Annotated in this window: 10 protein-coding genes; 4 read left to right on the plus strand and 6 right to left on the minus strand. The window is 58.1% G+C overall.

Going from position 1 to position 17973, the window contains the following annotated elements:
* Window positions 1-1760, plus strand: a 1760-nt coding sequence (locus tag VFE46_00510) for a DNA topoisomerase VI subunit B (protein HZZ26456.1), incomplete at its 5' end; no start/stop codon positions are given.
* A 114-nt stretch (window positions 1761-1874) separates the two neighbouring features.
* A complete protein-coding gene (locus VFE46_00515; GenBank protein HZZ26457.1) occupies window positions 1875-3032 on the plus strand; it encodes a DNA topoisomerase IV subunit A in 1158 nt (385 codons plus the stop codon).
* Between the two features lie 49 nt (window positions 3033-3081).
* Here the strand turns inward: VFE46_00515 and VFE46_00520 are convergent, their stop codons facing one another.
* Both VFE46_00520 and VFE46_00525 read right to left on the minus strand, forming a co-directional pair.
* Window positions 3082-3825 (minus strand): MBL fold metallo-hydrolase, encoded by a 744-nt coding sequence (locus VFE46_00520; GenBank protein HZZ26458.1) that lies wholly within the window; start codon window positions 3823-3825, stop codon window positions 3082-3084.
* Between the two features lie 227 nt (window positions 3826-4052).
* Window positions 4053-7850 carry a hypothetical protein gene (locus VFE46_00525; GenBank protein ID HZZ26459.1) on the minus strand — a complete coding sequence of 1266 codons (3798 nt, stop codon included), beginning with the start codon at window positions 7848-7850 and terminating at the stop codon, window positions 4053-4055.
* 300 nt (window positions 7851-8150) lie between these two features.
* On the opposite strand from VFE46_00525, the gene VFE46_00530 reads away from it, so the two are divergent.
* Together VFE46_00530 and VFE46_00535 are read left to right on the plus strand one after the other, a co-directional pair.
* Window positions 8151-8429 (plus strand): hypothetical protein, encoded by a 279-nt coding sequence (locus tag VFE46_00530; protein ID HZZ26460.1) that lies wholly within the window; start codon window positions 8151-8153, stop codon window positions 8427-8429.
* 249 nt (window positions 8430-8678) lie between these two features.
* Window positions 8679-9965: a lactate racemase domain-containing protein gene (locus tag VFE46_00535; protein ID HZZ26461.1), complete on the plus strand. Its 1287-nt coding sequence runs from the start codon at window positions 8679-8681 to the stop codon at window positions 9963-9965.
* A gap of 12 nt (window positions 9966-9977) precedes the next feature.
* Here the strand turns inward: VFE46_00535 and VFE46_00540 are convergent, their stop codons facing one another.
* The 4 genes from VFE46_00540 to efp form a co-directional block, all read right to left on the minus strand.
* Window positions 9978-12455 (minus strand): BBP7 family outer membrane beta-barrel protein, encoded by a 2478-nt coding sequence (locus VFE46_00540; protein ID HZZ26462.1) that lies wholly within the window; start codon window positions 12453-12455, stop codon window positions 9978-9980.
* Window positions 12456-12800: 345 nt separating this feature from the next.
* Complete coding sequence (locus VFE46_00545) at window positions 12801-14447, minus strand: BBP7 family outer membrane beta-barrel protein (GenBank protein ID HZZ26463.1); 1647 nt, start codon at window positions 14445-14447, stop codon at window positions 12801-12803.
* A 411-nt stretch (window positions 14448-14858) separates the two neighbouring features.
* Complete coding sequence (locus VFE46_00550) at window positions 14859-17150, minus strand: VCBS repeat-containing protein (protein HZZ26464.1); 2292 nt, start codon at window positions 17148-17150, stop codon at window positions 14859-14861.
* A gap of 244 nt (window positions 17151-17394) precedes the next feature.
* A complete protein-coding gene (gene efp / locus VFE46_00555) occupies window positions 17395-17964 on the minus strand; it encodes an elongation factor P (GenBank protein ID HZZ26465.1) in 570 nt (189 codons plus the stop codon).
* Window positions 17965-17973: the final 9 nt, after the last annotated feature.

A 17973-nucleotide genomic window follows, 5' to 3' on the forward strand; every position in this document is an offset into this window, starting at 1 on the left:
AGCAAATTCCGTTGATCTTTGGCAAGCTGCTGTACGGCTCGAAATTTCATCGCCTGCGGATGAGTCGTGGCCAGCAAGGCATTGGCATTAGCGCCGCCGGCATGTACGGCGTGCTGACCACGGGCAAGCCGGTGAAAATCATTTCCAAAATTTCGAAAAAATCGCCATCGCATTATTACGAAATTCAAATCAACACCAAAAACAACAAGCCGGAAATCTTGAACGGCCGTGGCGAAGGGGTCGACATTCCCGCCGGCGAGCGGGGCAAAGCATTGATCGAAAAGCACGGCATCGAATGGGTTGCCGTGCACGATGGCGACAAAGAAGTGGCCCACGGCACGCGCGTCACCATCGAGCTGGAAGGCGCCTACAAGCGCGGTCGCGGCAGTGTGGAGGAATACCTGGAGCAAACCGCCATCGCCAATCCGCACTTGCGGCTGCACTACCAAGATTCCGAAACGAACGAGCGATTATTCGAGCGCTCTACGCATCACTTGCCGCCGGAGCCGAAGGAAATCAAGCCCCATCCTTATGGCGTGGAATTGGGCCGGCTGATCACGATGATGAAAGACGCGCCGGTCTGCACCATTTCGCAATTTTTGACGCAAAACTTTTCACGTGTCAGCCCGAGCGTGGCCCGAAAAATTTGCGAAACGGCGAAGTTGAGCACGCGGGCCAATGTGCATCGCATTGGTCGGCATGAGGCCGATGCCATTTATCAGGCCGTTCAGCAAACGAAAATCTCGTCCCCCTCGACCGATTGCATCTCGCCCATTGGCGAAGCGCTGCTGCTGAAAGGCCTGCATCAGGTGGTTCCGGGCGAATTTTACGCCGCAGCCACCCGGCCGCCGTCGGTATACCGGGGCAATCCGTTTTTAATCGAAGCCGCCGTGGCCTATGGCGGCGCGCCAATTGGCCAGCGTGTGTCGTTGGAAGTGCTGGCGGAATTGCTCTCCCAAAGCGATGCCCGCACCCTGCGGCAGTTTCTCGTCAGCACGTTCGCCGGCTTGGGAAGCCAGGCGGCCGATAAAATTCTGGAAGAATCGAAGCTGGGCACGCGGCAATCACCGAGCCGGCTAAAGAAGGAAGAAAAGGCCGCCCTCCATGCCGCCATGCACAACGTGAATTTGGAAGACGGACAAACCATGACCGTCCTGCGTTATGCCAACCGCGTGCCGCTGCAATTTCAGCACGCCGCTTGCGCCATTACGCAAACCATCATGAGTACCAATTGGCGCAGCTATGGCCTGCAGCAATCGCGCAATTCGCTCCCCAGCGGGCCGATCACCATCATGGTGCACATGGCCAGCGTGTGGGTTCCCTTCACCAGCGAATCGAAGGAAGCCATCGCCGGCTATCCGGAAATTCAAAAAGAACTTCGGCTCGCCCTGCAGGCCGTGGGACGCAAATTGGGCATGTACCTGCGCCGCCGCATCCGCGTGAAGCAAGAAGGGGAACGCCGCAACATCTTCCTCCGTTACCTGGGCGAAGTAGCCAGCGCCGTGGGCGAAATCAATCGCACGAATGTGAAATCGTTATACGAAAAGCTGCTGGCCGTGGCAAAAAAGAAAACCGCCGAAGCAGATGTCGTGCTCGGAGAAAACGGCAAACCCGTGGAAGAATCCGACGCCGAAGATTACGGCGGCAGCGTGCTGATTATCGAAAACCACGCGCCGCTTACGGCAGCCGCAAATGTGCCGGCCGCTGCGGCAATCACTAGCGAAAAGCCCGGCAGCGCTCCGCTCGCGCGTCGCGGCTAAACATTCCTTCGCCCATCACCCACTCACCCCATCACCCACTCACCCCATCACCCGCTCACCCCATCACCCCATCACCCCATCACCCCATCACCCCATTACCCGCTCACCGCCACCATGGCCAAACGTTCCCGCAAATCTGATTCCAACGGTTCCGCCCAAGCCGATCCAGCCAAACTCACGCCCCGTGATAAAAAAACGCTGGGCGTGCTCAAAGACATGGCCAACAACGTGGTGGCCGCCGCGGAAAAAAAACGCGATCCATTTCTGGATATTCCGGCCCGGAACTTATCGAACGTCAAGTACAACCGGGTCAAACGGTTCATCGAAATGGGCAGCGCCAAAAACCGCCGGCAATTGTTCAATCTGTCGCAGGCCAAAAGTTACATGCAAACCATGCTGGTCGCCAGCGGCTGCAAGCGCCTGATTGAACAAACCAAAACCACCAGTTTGCGAGGCATGTTCTACCTCCTCAAGCACACCATCGAAGGCACCAAGGAAGAAACTTTTTCCGATCAGAACGAATGCGATCCGGTGATCGAAGATTTGGAAGTCACGCTCAACAGCCTGCGCGAAGAACTGCACTTATACGCTCAAAAGCGCGGCGACATGGTGGGCCCCATTACGCTGGTCGACAGCGGCGACGAAATCGATTGCACCCGCATGGGCTCCGGCGGCTACGGCATTCCCTCCATTGTGGAGCCGGAACGCATTGAATTCAAAAAGTGCGACGCCAAATTCATTCTGCACGTGGAAAAAGACACCGTTTGGCAGCGCTTCAACGAAGATAAATTCTGGCGCAAGCACAAGTGCATTCTCACGCACGGCGCCGGGCAGCCCACGCGCGGAGTGCGGCGGCTGCTGTGCCGCATGCACCAGGAGTTGAAGCTGCCTATTTATTGCTTGCTGGATAACGATCCCTGGGGCTATTACATTTACAGCGTATTGAAGCAGGGCTCCATCAACCTGGCCTACGAAAGCAAGCGGATGGCCATCCCGGATGTCAAATTCATCGGACTGCGCAGCATTGATTTCGAGCGCTGCCACCTGTCCAACAGCGTAAAAATTACGCTCAACGATTCCGACATTAAACGCGCCAAGCAAATCGCCAGCTATCCTTGGTTCGCCTCCAAAAAGCAGTGGCAGAAGGAAATTGAACGGATGCTCAAAAACGGCTTCAAGCTGGAAGTGGAGTCGCTGATCTCCAAAGACATCAGCTACGTCACCGAAACTTATGTGCCCGAGCGGTTGAACGAAGAAGATTGGCTGGACTAAGCCCGTTCGGCACGGCGTTTAGCCCAACTCCTCTCCGGGGCAAGCTGGCTTAAAACTCCACTTCCATGCCGTCCTCGGCGATATCGGCTTCGGGAAAAATATCCACAATTTTGGGCATGCCGATTGGATCGTCCTCTTCGCTAAGCGGATTCATGTGCACCAGCAGCAAGCGCCCCACGCGCGCGGCCTTCGCCGCCTGGGCCACCGGCGTGGCGCAGCTGTGGCCCGTGAGTTGGGCCATTTTTTCCATGCCGTCGGAATAATAACACTCGTGAACCAGCAAATCGACGCCGCGAATTTCATCGATGTACGAGGCACACGCCCCGGGCGTGTTGGTATCGGTTACATAGGCCAGCGAATGCTCGGGCCAATCCAAGCGCAGGCCCAGCGATCCGCCCGGATGCGCCAGCGGAAAATGCCGCAGCTTGCCGTCGCCAGCCAGCGGCGCATCCTGCACCAACGGCCGCATTTCGTAGGGCAACTTGACGGGAAAAATCTGCTCGGCCAGTAAATGGTCGCTGATCGCCGCCAGTTTCTCAGGCAGGGCATGAATGGTCACCCGTTCCATTTGCTTTTCGGCCAGCACGTCGAACAAAAACGTCAGGCCCGCCACGTGATCCAAATGGGCGTGCGTTAAATAAATATCCAAGTGCGGCGTAATTAAATGCTTCCGCACGCGAAACATGGCGGTGCCGGCATCGAGCACAATACCCTGCTCCGGCAGCATCAAGCAGGCGGTATGGCGCTTTTCTGTGGGATGATAGCCGGCGGTTCCCAACAGATGCAGCTTCATAATCTGCGCCGGCCCAACCATGGGTCAAAGAAAAGGAAGATCCTCAAGCGCCTTTGGCGCGCCCCCATCGTGAACCATTCCCGGCGCTTCGTCAACCGCCCGGCGCACTTGCAGCATATAGCCGGGCATGGCATGCCCGGTGCGTGGCGTCTGGCATGGCCGGTGGCGCGATGGTTAGCAGTTCCGGCCGGCGATGCCATCGCCGGCTTTGTGGATTTATAAGGCCGCTAGCGCTGCGGCAAGATGTGATCGAGCACGTTGTTCAATCCGTTTTCGACGGTCGCCCGTGGAATCGCTTCCAGCAGCTTGGCGGTTACGCGCGTGTCGAACTTGGGATCCTTCAAATTGCCGACAATGGGAATGCGAATCATCGGCTCGTTGAGCGAGGCCAACGGGCTATTGCGTTGGCGGGTCCATTCTTCCTTCAGCGGAATTTCGGCAATGATATTCACCGATTCGTCGAGCCCTACCCAGCCGCGCGTGCGAATGGTCACTTGCCCAACTTGCATCGAGAGCCCTTGATGGTACATGCGGCCGTCGACCAAATGGAAATCGACTTTCTGATCGTCAATTTTCAAGAGCGCCGTTTCGCTGCCCAGACCCATAGTGGGCAAGCGGCCTTTGACCAACGCTTCCACTTGCTGGCCAATCATTGCAAACGGGCGGAACAGCGGACCGGGAGTTACGCTCATGTTTTTCACAACCAGCCGTCCGCCAATGTCGGCTTTTTCAGGATTCGTTAGCGGCACATGCGCGCCGTCCAACTCGACCGAAAATGAACCTTCGGTGCGGGCTGAATCGGACACCATGGGGGCGATGAATTTAATCCAGCTTTTGCTCACCGCTTCGGAAAATTGCACGTTGCTCAAAATGGTGCCTTTGCCCAGCACGACTTCCGGCGGCCCAGGCGACAAATGGATGAGCGGAGCGATGCTCAATTGGCCGGAGCTGTTTTGACCGGTGAGAATGGCTTCGATGGGCTTCAATTCGACGCTGCCGTTTTCTAAATGAGCATTCACATCGATCGGCCCGGTTTGCATGCCGTACAGTTGGGCCTGTGTCCAACCGAGCGAGACATCGGCGGTAAGTCCCTTCAAGCACGCAAACGGATCGGAGCCGGCGGTTGCACTGGCGGCGCCGCTGGGAACCGCGGCACTGGCCAGCATTACTTTTTTATCTTTCACGCCCAGGGCGCCACGGACCGAAAAGTTTCTGGATTCCCGCCCGGCAAAGGCGACGCGGTCTCCCAAGTACGGCCGCAAGAGCGGGCCCAGTGCGTTCCAGTCGTAATCCATTTTGCCTGCCAAATTGAGATTTTGCTGACTGCTGAGCGCGTCGATTTTTCCGGCCGCGTGCAAAGCCAGCGCCTGCGAGCCAATATCGAGCGCCGTCAATTGCATGGCATCGGCCGCGCTGTCGAAGCCGCCTGACGCACCCAGCGTCAATTGGTTCTCCTGCCACACCAGTTGCGGCGCAGGGCCGGCGGCGGCATCGCGCAATCCATTGCGCGGCGCAGCTTCGGGCGCACCAACAACATACACGGCAAATTGCTCGACGGTGGCCCCCAGCTTGCCGTTGATGGCCGAGCCGTTCCGATCGACCGCCGCACTGCCAACAAGCAACCCAGTAAATGCATATTTCGGCGGCACGCGCGGATCGCAAATCCAGCGCGAAAGGCGATTCAAATCGGCCCGGCACGATAAATTGCCTTGCGCCACCAGCGGCCCGCCGCCTCCCAGCGAAACGGTTGCGGCCTCGGTTTGCAGCGAAATGGTGCTGGTGAGCAACGTGGTGCGGGCCAGCGAAAGTTGATGGCGGCTAAAATCGTAACCGCCTGCCGCTTCCAACTGCACGGTCGGCTCGTCGATGAACAGGCTGTTCCAACCCCAGGCGTGCAAGCCGCTCACCGTGGCCTTGGCCTGCTGAATTTCTAACCCTTGGCTGGAGTAGGTGCTGTTCACGGCCAGCGTGGCGGCGCCGCTTAAATCCAGATCTTGCATTCCCAACCAGCCGGCCACGCGCGGCCACCAGCGGCCCAATTGTCCCTGCATTTGAATTTCCACCGGCCAGCGATTATCGCCCGAAAGCCCATTCTGCCCCGGCAGTAATTTGGCTTCAATTTGCTCGTGCGTGTTGGCCGCGGTGTTATCTACGGTAGCGTTGAATTGAGCCGCATCGAGCCGCCTCAATTTCGCGCCGCTCAGCGCGGCCAAGGTTAAGTTGTCGATGCTGCCGGCGGCCGTCGCCGAGGCCGCCACGGCATCTTCCTGCCACACCGGGTTGCCAGGCACGGCAATTTGCAAGCCCTGCAAGCGCACGTCGCTGCTGGCTTGGAATTCGCCGCTTGCGCCGTGCGACCAGTGCAAGTGAGCATCGCCTTTGCCGGCCAACTTTAGCTGACCAAGATCGATAAACTGCGCCAGCTCGTTCATCAGCCGATCTAAATCGCACTGGGCTTCCGCCTGAAATTGATCCAGCGAACCCTGCCCGCTGAATGTCAAAAAACTGGACGTGCAATTCAGGGCGTCAATGGTGTAATTGCTCGCCTGGTTGTGAACCGTTAGCTGCAATTGAATGGGCTGATCCCAGGTGACACGTCGCCCCCCATACTCGGCCGCTAAATCGCTGGCCACCAATTGCCCGCTCCACGTTTGGCCGGCGCTTTCCGGCTTGCTGGCCAGCGCAAGTTTTACTTGGCCCGATGTAATTTGTGTGCCGGGACGTACATGCAGCGTGCCAGGCAACATGGCGGCCAATTTCGCCACATCCAGTTGGCCATCGATCGCTAACGGCAAGCGTGCCAAATCGGCCGCCGTTTCGGGCTGAGTTGCCGCCGGCAGTGCAAACCCGCCGGTCACGTTCAATTGGCCAATTTCTGAATTGATTCCCAGTTGCGCGATGTCAATTTGCCGATCTTTCACGGTCAGCTTACAGGGCAGGTCTACCCGGGCCAGCCGCAAGCGATCGCTCCCCAGCGGGCCGCCGGTGGCGGCGACGTTCTCCAAGGCGACATTGCCGGAAATTTGAATGGGGGCGGCTGCCCGATCGGCCGGCGACAAATTCGGATTGAGAGTATTGCCGACGCCGTCCAAGCGCAAGTTGGTCGATAGGTTTCCGCTCAGTTGAACGCCTGGAGTAATGCGTTCGGCCAGGCCGCGAAACATGGCCAGCGGCAGCGCGTCAATTTTGGCTTCGAAGTGGTCGCAGCCGCCGCTGGCCGCCGGCGCGCTGCTGACGGCCACTTGGGCGGTGCGCCCCTCAACAGGCACTTGCGCCGCAACCGTCAGCTCCACCGGCAGGCTGCTTTCCGGCGACATGCGCGCGTGCAGGTTGAACTTTTCGACCAGCCACTTTTGGCCGTTCGAAGCGTCCAGCACGTTCAGCGTGCCGTCGATAATTTCCGCCGTAATGGCCGGCAAGCGGTGCGGTCCGCTGGCTGGGGCTGGTTGAGTTTCCGGCTCGGGAAATGCCGCAGGATGATCGGCGCGCGTGGCGAACAAATCTTCCAAATTGCTCCCGTCGGGACGCAGGGCCAAATTTGCTTGCGGCTGTTCAATGCGGAACGTGCCCAAATCGTTCAGGTTGGAAAGCAGACCGAACAGCGATTTATCGCTGGCCACTTTCGCCAACGATAAAACCACTTCGCCGCGCTCGTTGCGGATTTCGATGTTCGTGTATTCCAGCGGCGCAAACCAGGAGAGCGAAGCGCCCCCGGCTTGCACTGTGCCGTGCATATTCCGCAGGGCCAACCGCAGCGGGGCATCGCGCAGCGGGGTACAGGCAATGATCGTGGGCAAAACCAGCACCAAAATGACCAACAGCGCCACTGCCAGCACGAGCCGTTTCAGCCAGCGCCGCTTTTTGGGAGCCTGATAAGCGCGGGCGCGCGCAGGATCATACGTTGCCTGCCGGCGAGTGCGTCGTTGCGAAACGCTAGCCATCGACTGGCCCTCCATGGCCAAATCCAACCAATCCGTAATGGGCTCGCCATTGTCCTCGGGAGCCCGCGCCAATGCATCATGCATCGAAAATGGCCGCGAATTCTAAAGGTTTTCGCCTCCTCCTGCCAGATGAATCGGACCGCTTAAAACTCGGGGTTTTCAGCATTTCGGGCCAATTCATCACCGCCCACCCAAGTTTGTCCATTAAATTTTCATAAAAGGGTGTGCTGCAGATTGAAACCCAGGAACGCAATTGCTGGCGCATTAATTGCACACATTGAAACGCGGGCCCAAAACATCTTTTTTTTCGAGCGATAAGGGATTATCGCTGAATAGTTAGCGACCGCGCTGGTTGTTTGACTGCCAGCGCGGAGGGATTGAATCGTGGATCAGGGACAGCCTATTTATTCTCTGGAGGCTGGCCGCGAGGTAGCGGTCATGCCGTTAGGGGCTACGTCGGACAACGATGTAGTCGATATTTTGCCTATTGTTGCGGTGCGCGCATTCACTGTGCAAATTTCTAACGGTCGTCTATATGCACGGCAGGATGGTCGCGGATTGGTAACCAACGACTACATCGTGCCCGTGACCGATACCCACAAGCTAGCGTTGCATAGTCGCCAGAAACCAAGGCCGGATAGCGAAAACAACCAGCCGGAGTAAGCCTTCCGGCCTGCGGTGCCCGCGACCCACCGCTCGCCCCCGACTGATACAGTCGAGCTATGTGCAAATGGGTCTCCGCGACACCGGCCGTTCACTCCCGACTGACACAGTCGGGCGATGTGGAAATGGTCCTCACGACTGACGGCCGGCTGGCTTCTCGACCGGGCGGCCAATGGGCAGATATGATGGATGAATCTACTGTTACTCATCCGCTCAGGCCCACAACATTCCGTGCAGTCGCAGGGCAGCATGACCAGCTATCCGCAATTCTTCCGCCTGCGTCAGAAATTCGAGCGGCCACACGTCGCCGACGTTGCCGGCGAAGTGCAGCGGCAATTGGCACGGCTAAACCTGGCGGAAAAAATCAGGCCGCGGCAAAGCGTGGCCATCACCGCCGGCAGCCGCGGGATTGCCAACATTGCGCACATCATTCGGGCGATCAGCCAACATTTGAAGAGCATTGGCGCTAGCCCCTTCATTGTGCCTGCCATGGGAAGCCACGGGGGCGGCACGGCCCAAGGTCAATTGCAGCTGCTGAAAGATTACGGCATTACCGAGGAGTTTTGCGGCTGCCCCATTCGCGCCAGCATGGCGACGGAAATTGTAGGTCAAGCGGCCGAAGGGTTTCCGGTGCACGTTGATCGGCACGCTTGCCAGGCAGATCATGTCATCCTGTGCGGGCGCATCAAGCCGCACACCGATTTCACCGGCGACATTGAAAGCGGGCTGATGAAAATGATGCTGTTGGGGCTGGGCAAGCACAACGGCGCGAAAATTTATCATCGCGCGTTTCAAGATTACAGCTTCGCGCAAATTGTTCGCAGCGTGGCCGCCCAGGTGCTGCAGCGCTGCCGAATTGCCGCCGGCGTGGCGATTGTCGAAAACGCCTATGACGAAACGGCGCTGATCGAAGCCATTGCCCCGCAGGAAATCGAACATCGCGAAAAACAACTGCTGGTGCTGGCCAAAGCGTGGATGCCGCGATTGCCGTTTCGCCTGGTCGATATTTTGATCATTGACGAAATGGGAAAAAACATCAGCGGGGCCGGCATCGACACCAACGTGGTCGGCCGCAAGCAAAGCGCTAATAAGGCCGGCGACGGCGAGTTCCCCAAAGTGCGGCGAATCATTGTCCGCAGCTTAACGCCCGCTTCGCATGGCAATGCGGTGGGCATTGGCATGGTGGAATTTTGCACCACGCGGTTGCTCCAGCAGCACGACCGGCACGCCACGTGGACCAACATTTTAACGAGCGGCAACCTGGGAATGGTGAAATATCCGCTGCATTACGATACCGACCGCCAACTGCTGGATGCGGCCCTGCCGACCATTGGCCTCACGGAACCCGCCAACGCGAAGATGCTGTGGATTAAAAACACACTGCACTTGGCCGAAGTGGAATGCTCGGCCGCGTATTTGCCCGAAGCCCGCACGCGCAGCGATTTAGAAATTCTCACGCCGCTGCGCGATCTGCCGCTGGATGCCGCCGGAAATTTACCGGTGTTTGAAGCGGAGATTCCTGCCGCCGTGCACTAACCGCCTGCCTGCCTACCAGCGGCAGCCCAGCGCTAAATGGGCCCCTTGGTAGAACACATGGTCTTTGCGATCCAATCCGGCGCCGGTGCCGATGAGATCGATTTGATTGGGCGCCAGCGCGACGCCATCCACCCACATTAGGTTGTAGCCACCCATCACGGACCAGTTGCGGCACAGGTTAACGTTGACGTTGCTGCCCAAGTCGCCCACAAAGGCCCACACGCCTTGGTGGTCGCCGGCGCTGCCACGCCCGATTGCGGAACCATCGGTGTTGAAGACCGTTTGGGCCTGACCCACTGAATTGCCAAACGCGCCGGCTTTGCCGGTAATATCCCATTCGAGGAAACTGCACTCGGTTTTGAGTCGCACGCCCACTTGGCCGCCAGCCATGTTGTTGGTGGTGCGAATATCGTAAACGCTGGTGCCGACCCCCGTGACGGTGGAAGCCAAGTCGAACTTTTCATCCAACTGGAAGTAGCGGAAGCCGGCCATCCACATCAGGTTTTCGCAATCGTGGTGCCAGTAGTAATTCAATTCCGCATCGTCAATTTGGCTGTTGTAATCGACGGTAATGACACTGGGAGCAGGATTCGCGCCAACCGGCCCGAAGTTTCCAAGCGTGCCTAACGTGCCAGGAACGGTAAGATCGGCCGCGCCAAATACCGACCGCACCGAATTGAAATCTTGCAAGCCAAAGTACGTGAGTTCCCACGCATCCATCTTGGTGGGACGGTAACCGAGCACAAAGCTCGGGCCAGCAAACCAGTCGAAATCGAGATCTTTTGTGCTCAGTAAGTTGTCGCCGGTGGTGGTGTTTTGCACCAGAATTTGCGGCCGCACGGCGTTGTCGCGCGTCAGCACCAAGGCACCCACGGTGAAATACACGTCGGGCGCAGGCACGCACGGTCCGTCACCGCAGCCACAACCGCAGCCGTTGCCTTTCCCCTGGCCATCGTTGGGGCAGCTTCCGTAGGGAAATGGTCCGCAACCGGGGCCAGGGCACTTATGATTGCTGAACAGCCAGCAATCGTCTTCGTGGAAAATCCAACTATGGCAGAAATCGATGCAGCCGTTACTGCAATCGGGATACGGTTTGCTCAAGCAGCAAGCCAGCCGTTGCAAAACGCAAGAACCGTTCGGATCTTGCGTATTGCACGTGCCATGCTGCCAGCCGCTGCAACTGCGGCATGTATCGGAACCATCGGGCGAGCCCCCGCCACAGTTGCATCCACCGCCAGCACCGCCCGGACCACCGTAAACGACATCTGGCGGCGGGCCGTCGGTCACGGGCATCGAGCCCATGGCGTAAGTGCCCGAGGCAGAGCCCGGCCCTTCGACCGACATGGTTGGCGAAGAAGTCGGCATGCCATCGGCGCGGACGTAGGCAATTCGCGGAGACATGACCATCGGCGAGCGCGCAGCGGCGGGCCGTTGCGGAGGCGGATTCGATTCCTGCTCTACAACTTCGGCGGCGGGCGCTGGGCCGGTGGATTTCGACTTCGAGCCAGTCAACTCTTGGAATGCCGCTTGGACGGGCCTCCACGGATTCAGCTTCGCCGGAGGTTGGCTTGTGGGACTGCTGGATGTAGCCGATTTGGCTTGAGTAGCCGATGTTTTGGCGGGCGCCCTCGACGAAGTGTTATCGAACGAAGCGCTGTCCGATGAAGTTTTTTTCGACGGATCAGCGGCTGGCACATCGCGCAGCGGTGTCGGAGCGAGGGTTGGCTGGAAACCATCAATCGGTCGCACGGTAAGCGTTGCCGTGCCGGCCGGCAATGTGGCCGGTGCAAAAGCGGCCGGCGGTGTTCCAGTCGTTGTGGGTGCTCCAGTCGTTGTGCCAGCCGCTGGGTGTGCCGCGGCGCGCGGCGAATTCGCGGGAACGACTGTCGGCGCGCTCATACCGGGAGCGGCCGAATTTGTGGCTCCTCCGCCAGAAATGGCATTCGCACTGGACGTAGCAGGCGCTGTGGACCAAGTAGCCACGCCCGCTGGTGCTGCCGTCCCGGAACTTGCCGAAGCAATGGGGATGGGAGCTGCATTAGCGGCCGACGAGAACGGAAATTTCAGCATTTGCGGCGGGGCAGTCGTGGCATTGCTTGCCGATGGCACTGCCACATTTGTCAATGGAACGGCCGCGTTTGCCGATGGCACTCCCGCATTTGCCACGGTCGCGTTTGCTAATGGCACGGCCGCAGGGCTGGGCTGTGCCGCCGTGATGACTGGCCGCGGTTGCGCGCCGGTGTTTGCCGGCATGGCAAACGCACCGGGCGCTGTATTCAAATTCGCCGGCTTGCGGGCCGGATCGGAATAATCCAAGGTGTTGGCCGGGCCAGCAATTGCGCGACCCAGCGGTACTACGTCGGGACCGTACGCCGGAATTTGCAATCCGTCGTCGGCAGAAGCTTGTCGGGCAACGCACAACGCCAGCACGATGCAGGCCGTGCTTAGGCCGGCAATCGCGAAGCGCTCGCCCCAAAAGGGCAGTTTCATATTCATTCCCCCCAGAAACTCGAACGATCAGCCCGGATTCGCAGCCGCGTTGCTGGGATATACCTTCCCCAACGTCGCCGTCATGGGCATCGCAGCTACATTGGGAAATTTCGGAATGATTCGGGCATCCGGATCATTCCAAACAGCCGGTGCAACAGTTAGAAACCGTCCAGCCGTCAAATCTTTGTGAAGCTGTAACGATCAGAAGGATTGGTTGACCGCTAGCAGAAGGCTGGCGGCAAGTTGCTAGCACCAACTCGGAAGATCAGCGTCGGGCAGTTTCGGAAACAGCGATTTGCAGCTAGCAGTACCACGCCCGTAGAGAATGGAATACCGGCACGCCGCTTACCAGCGAGCCATCAAACCGGCATTGGCGCCTTGCATGAACAAGCTGCCTGTTTTGTTGAGGCGCGTGCCGCTGTCGGTGGTGTCGGTGAAATCCAACTGATTGGGCGCCAGCGCCACTCCATCGACCCAAAACACCTGATAACCGCCGCGTAAGAACCAGTTCGGACTGAACTGATAATTTCCGTTGAATCCCAACTCGCCGATGAAGGCCACTTGCGCTCCTGAATTGTGCACGGCGCGCAACGGACTGCTGGGATCAACATCGACGACCACCTGCGACGAGCTAATTTCGTTGCCGTACACGCCGGCTTTGCCCGTGAGATCGTAAGACCAATTACCGCAGCTTTGCTGGATTCGAGCGCCTCCTTGCAGGCCGAACAAATTGTTGTATGCATTCAAATTGTAAAAGCCGGTTCCATCGACCGCATCGATGGCGGTAATGCTGAATCTTTCCCCCAACTCGAAGTAACGAAACCCAATCAAGCAGGAAATATTGCCGTAGCCACGCAGCAAATTGAGTTCCCCATTGTTCACCACGGAATCGTACGTGACCGTGATTTGGTCGGCGCCGATGAACGCCAAGCCGCCGGTCAGGGCTAAATCGCCGGGCAAGTTCAAATCGCCCATGCCTGTCCGAGTGAGGGAATCATGAAAGTTGAAGATTCCAAAGTAAGTTGCCTCAAACGCGTAGGAGTTGTCGAACTCATGCCCCAGGGTAATTCGCGGACCGACTTCGAACTGGAAGCCCAAATCGGCCGTGCTGGCCAGCACGTTTGGATCGGTGACATTGGGCACGTTACTGGTCAAAATCAAGGCTTGATTTCCGGCCTGAACATTGCGCGTAAAGAAAATGGCATCGGCAATGGCGTAGCAACTGGTGGAAAAAACTGGGGCCGGGACCGGGGCCAGCGGCGGACCGAGTGTGGGCACCGCCGGAGACGAAATCATGGGCGGCGGCGTGGGCCCCGGCATAATCACCGCGCCGGGCGTGGCCCCGGGAATTGCAGTCGGTGCAGCCTCCGGAACCACCACGTAAGGTTGGCTGGTCGTGGCAACGGGCTGCTGCGTGTAATACGGCACCCGGGGCATCGGCTGCGGCAACATATATTGGCCGGAAGCAGAGGTAATGGTGCCGCTAAACATCGCCGGCCGCTGGGCCACACGATAAGGATCCCAGGCCGATGACGAACTTAAAAGCGGCGGAGGGCCAAGGCTCTCGCCATAGGCTGCCGCGGGCGACGGCAATGTTGCCGCGGGCGCTGGAATACTTGGAGCCACCGTGGTCGTGGAAGGAAGCGCGGCTGTGTAGATGGGCGTGCCGGTAGTGTAAATGGGCGTGCCGGCAGTGTACGTTGTGTAAGCGGGCGGTGTGCTAGTAGTGGATGCCGGCACGCTCGCGCTGGCTGGAGTGGCTGAACTGGCTGAATTAGCCGCGCTCGAAAAACTGCTCGCCGAACTCCCCGACCCCCGCGCCACCCACGTAGCGCCATCGGGCAAGCTGCTTCCGGAAGAACTACCGCCGGCAGTTGCCGCAGGATCAGCGGCCCCTTCGAATCGCACGCGCTGGCCGTGCGCAATATCTGCCGAAAACGCCAGTACGAAACCGGCGCATAGCGCAAATCGGCAACGGCGAGAGCAGCTCACGAATTAACCTACGCTTCAAATGACAAACGGCACTGCGGCGATCGGTACGGTAAAAAGACGAGCAAAAACCCCGCCGTCAGCGCAAATCACGAAAAGCTATGGGCCGGGAATCCAGCCTGGGAAGCGGCTTAGTACCCGATGATTTGCCTTGGGTCAAGACAGAAATTCCGCTCGTACAATTACGGATACGCTAGCAATTTGTATTTCCCCAACGCTGGAGAATATCTGTCCCCCGTATCAACGCACCACCGAGCGACGGCCGAGCAGCGATCATCCTTAGAGGCTGTTTCAAAACTGGACTTCCTTCAAGGGTGGCTGGGGTCGAGTGCCGCCGAGCCCCCAGTGAATAGGCTGCTGGGGGCTCCCTTCGGTCGACCCCAGCCACCCGATTCCTAGTTTTGAAACAGCCTATTAAGAATTCACATCCAGCGCCAAATAAAATCCGCCGTTAAATGCCGGGTCGGGATCCGCTAGCAACTGCGTGTAAAACTGCAACGGTCCAAAGAATTGCGGCACGGCAATTACGTGGCTCAGGCTGGCAGGCGCATCGTTGGTCAGGGCCATCACAAAGCCGGTGCTATTCGTCACAACCTGCAACGGAGCTAGCTTATTCGGAAAGACGCTGCTTACTTGGAATACCAGCGAAGCCGTGGGCGTGGGGATCGGAATAATTGTCCACTCCTGCAGCGCCGAGTTCCCTCCCACTCCCGCGCCAACGGTCACCAGCGCCCCCATCGAAGCCACATTCACCCCGCCTCGAAAACCCGCCGCAAAGGGATTGAACGCCGTCAGCGGCGCCAACGTGGTCTTTACGTTTCCATTGGCATTGCCCGGGAAAATATCCACGGTTGCGGCCATGCCCGGCCCGCTTCCGACAATAATTTGCGCGCTGCTTCCGGTGAGCAGCACATTGTTCACCACCACGTTCGCCCCTCCTAAAAACTTCGGACTAAAGGCTAAAAACTGCGTGGTGGGATTGAGAAAACCCACGCCGGGCATCGGCCCCGTGAGCGGCCCAAACGGTTGAACTGCCATGCCGGTATTGATAAACGTTTGAATCACGGCATTCCCCTGCGTGGGAGAAACGACCAAGTCGTTCAAGCCGTCGCCGTTAAGATCGCCCAACGCCACATTCACTCCGCCGCGGAATTTCGCGGAATAAACATCAAACTGTTCGATCAGCGCTCCGGTCAGAAGATTAAAAACCTTGATCGTTGGTTCCAGGCCGATGCCCGGTGCGACAATCAAATCGGGAATGCCGTCGTGGTTTACATCTCCCAGCGCCACGTGCACTCCCCCTTTGAACGTGCTGGCATAGGCCGTGACTTGCGACATAGCCAGGCCCGTCGGCATACCGGTCGCGGCATCCACAATTTTCACCAGCGGTTGGCTCGTTTTCGAAGCCGCAGCACCGTACGCCAAAATACTTTCAATGCCCGACTGCTCAATGTTGGTAAAGTCCACGGGCTTGGGATTGTTTCCGGCGAAGGTCCATTGCCCCGAACCCGACGGCCCGGTCGTTCGCATGGCTCCGGTGGTGCCCACCAAATTTACGGAAAGCGTATCGCCCGGGCTGGTCGTGGGCGCCTCGCCATTGATGCTGATCTCAGTATTCGCATTGGGCGTGACGGCAAAATGGTTGATGCCTTGCGTGCCATTGAATTGCAACTTCTCCACGCCGACATAACTTTGAACGATTTTCGTGGCGCCGACGTCGACTTCGCCGGTAACGGAGTAATTCACGGCGGTGCTGCGGCCCGAATCGTCGATGTTCAATAAATCGTTTGGTCCGCTGCCGCCGACTACAGTAACTGGCGAGGCAATTTGAGATAAATCGCCCGTACCGACATTAAATACATTATTGTTATTGCCCCCCAGCAGCGACAACGGAGTGTTGGCCGCCAGCGAGGAAACGGTGAACGTATTGGCCAAAATGTTCGAGCCTTGCAAAGTTAGCCCCAAGGTTCCGCCGCTGGCGGCAAATTGAATGGGCTCGTTTTTGGTGATTCCGGCAAAGTTATCGATTTCGCCGCCGCCAATCGTCACGTTGCTGTCGGCGTTTGTGGCCCCGCTAAAATCGCTGACGACCATCGTGTTGTTGGCGCCCAATCCCAAATCGACAAACAGCGGCGCCGCGATGTGGTCCAAATTTCCTTGATTGCCGGGGCTGCCGCCGGCATCGGAAGAAACATTGACCGTGTCGTTGCCAACGCCTCCAAGAATGTGCGTTTCGGTCCCGATTTGCTGGACATTATAGGTATCGCCCGACGCCCCACCGTCGACAAACAACTTCTGCACGCCGCCGAAAACGAACTGGATGTTCGGCGTCGTCACCGCGTCGAATATAAAAACCGGCGTGAACGTAAAAGTGGTGCTGGCGTTGCTCTGGCCGTGAATGATAAATCGAGTTGCGCCGCTTGCGCCGCCGAAGTCAACCTGCGTTACGCCGTTTTGAGTTACCGTGCCGCTGCCAATGTCGAACGAAATCGAATTGGTCCCGACAATGCTAATTTCCAGCAGATCGGTCGGGCTGGTGCCGGTAAACGACGAGATTCCCGCCGCAAACGTGTTCGTAATCGTTAGCATTTGCCGCGATTCCAGCGCTTCAAATGCGCGCGGAGATCGAAACGGCTGCCGGCGCCGGCGACCTGCTAAAGATGTTCGCCCACGGAAAAGTTCAGCGCCAATTTTAGAAAGCCACATGATGCCAACTCCTAGATGCAGTAATTACGGAGCGAACCGATCGGCGCGGCGGCCCCAGAATTCCCGGGCAATCGCCTTGCGCGTCACGCGCCGTCAAAATAAACGGTCTGCAGCGGCAAAGCAATCCAAGAAACCGCAAAAAGTCCGGCAATCAATGGAGCGCAGCCGCCAGCAAGGCAGAAGTAACTGCGCTGGCTCAGTTTGCATCAGCGCATTACGATTCGGTGCGGTTCGCCGGCCGCGGTTATGTTCTGACCCGTTCCAGGTATTCGCCCGTCCGGGTATCGACCTTAATCATGTCCCCGATCTCGATGAACGCTGGGCAAATGACTTCGGCTCCGGTTTCTAATTTCACCGGTTTGGTCAGTTTGGTGGCCGTGTCGCCGCGGACCGCCGGTTCGCAATACTCCACTTTCAGCACCATGTGGTTGGGCGCTTCAATGCTAATGGGGTTGCCGTTGAACAACAGCAGCGAGCAGTTCGTGCCTTCCTTCAACCACTTGGCGGCTTCATCGACTTGCTCGGAGCTCAATTCGTATTGCTCGTAGCTGGTGGTGTCCATGAATACGAATTGATCAGCTTGTCGATACAAAAATTGTCCTTCGATCTCGTTAATGTCGGCCGCTTCCAGCGAATCACCGCTTTTGTACGTGCGGTCCAACTGCGTGCCGCGCACCAAATTTTTCAGCTTGCATTTGTACAGCGCTTGCCCCTTGCCGGGCTTAACGAAGTTGCATTCGGTCATCAGATACGGATCGCCGTCGATCTGAACCTTCAAACCCTTGCGAAATTGGCTGGTGTTGTAACTGGGCACGGTTGAATT

This window comes from Pirellulales bacterium (assembly GCA_035656635.1).
Lineage (GTDB): Bacteria > Planctomycetota > Planctomycetia > Pirellulales > JADZDJ01 > DATJYL01.

What these genes read in the sequence shown, in the direction of transcription:
- VFE46_00515 (HZZ26457.1), top strand. Translation starts at nt 1,875, where the DNA reads ATGGCCAAACGTTCCCGCAAATCTGATTCCAACGGTTCCGCCCAAGCC.
- VFE46_00520 (HZZ26458.1), bottom strand. Translation starts at nt 3,825, where the DNA reads ATGAAGCTGCATCTGTTGGGAACCGCCGGCTATCATCCCACAGAAAAG.
- VFE46_00525 (HZZ26459.1), bottom strand. Translation starts at nt 7,850, where the DNA reads ATGCATGATGCATTGGCGCGGGCTCCCGAGGACAATGGCGAGCCCATT.
- VFE46_00535 (HZZ26461.1), top strand. Translation starts at nt 8,679, where the DNA reads ATGACCAGCTATCCGCAATTCTTCCGCCTGCGTCAGAAATTCGAGCGG.
- VFE46_00540 (HZZ26462.1), bottom strand. Translation starts at nt 12,455, where the DNA reads ATGAAACTGCCCTTTTGGGGCGAGCGCTTCGCGATTGCCGGCCTAAGC.
- VFE46_00550 (HZZ26464.1), bottom strand. Translation starts at nt 17,150, where the DNA reads ATGTGGCTTTCTAAAATTGGCGCTGAACTTTTCCGTGGGCGAACATCT.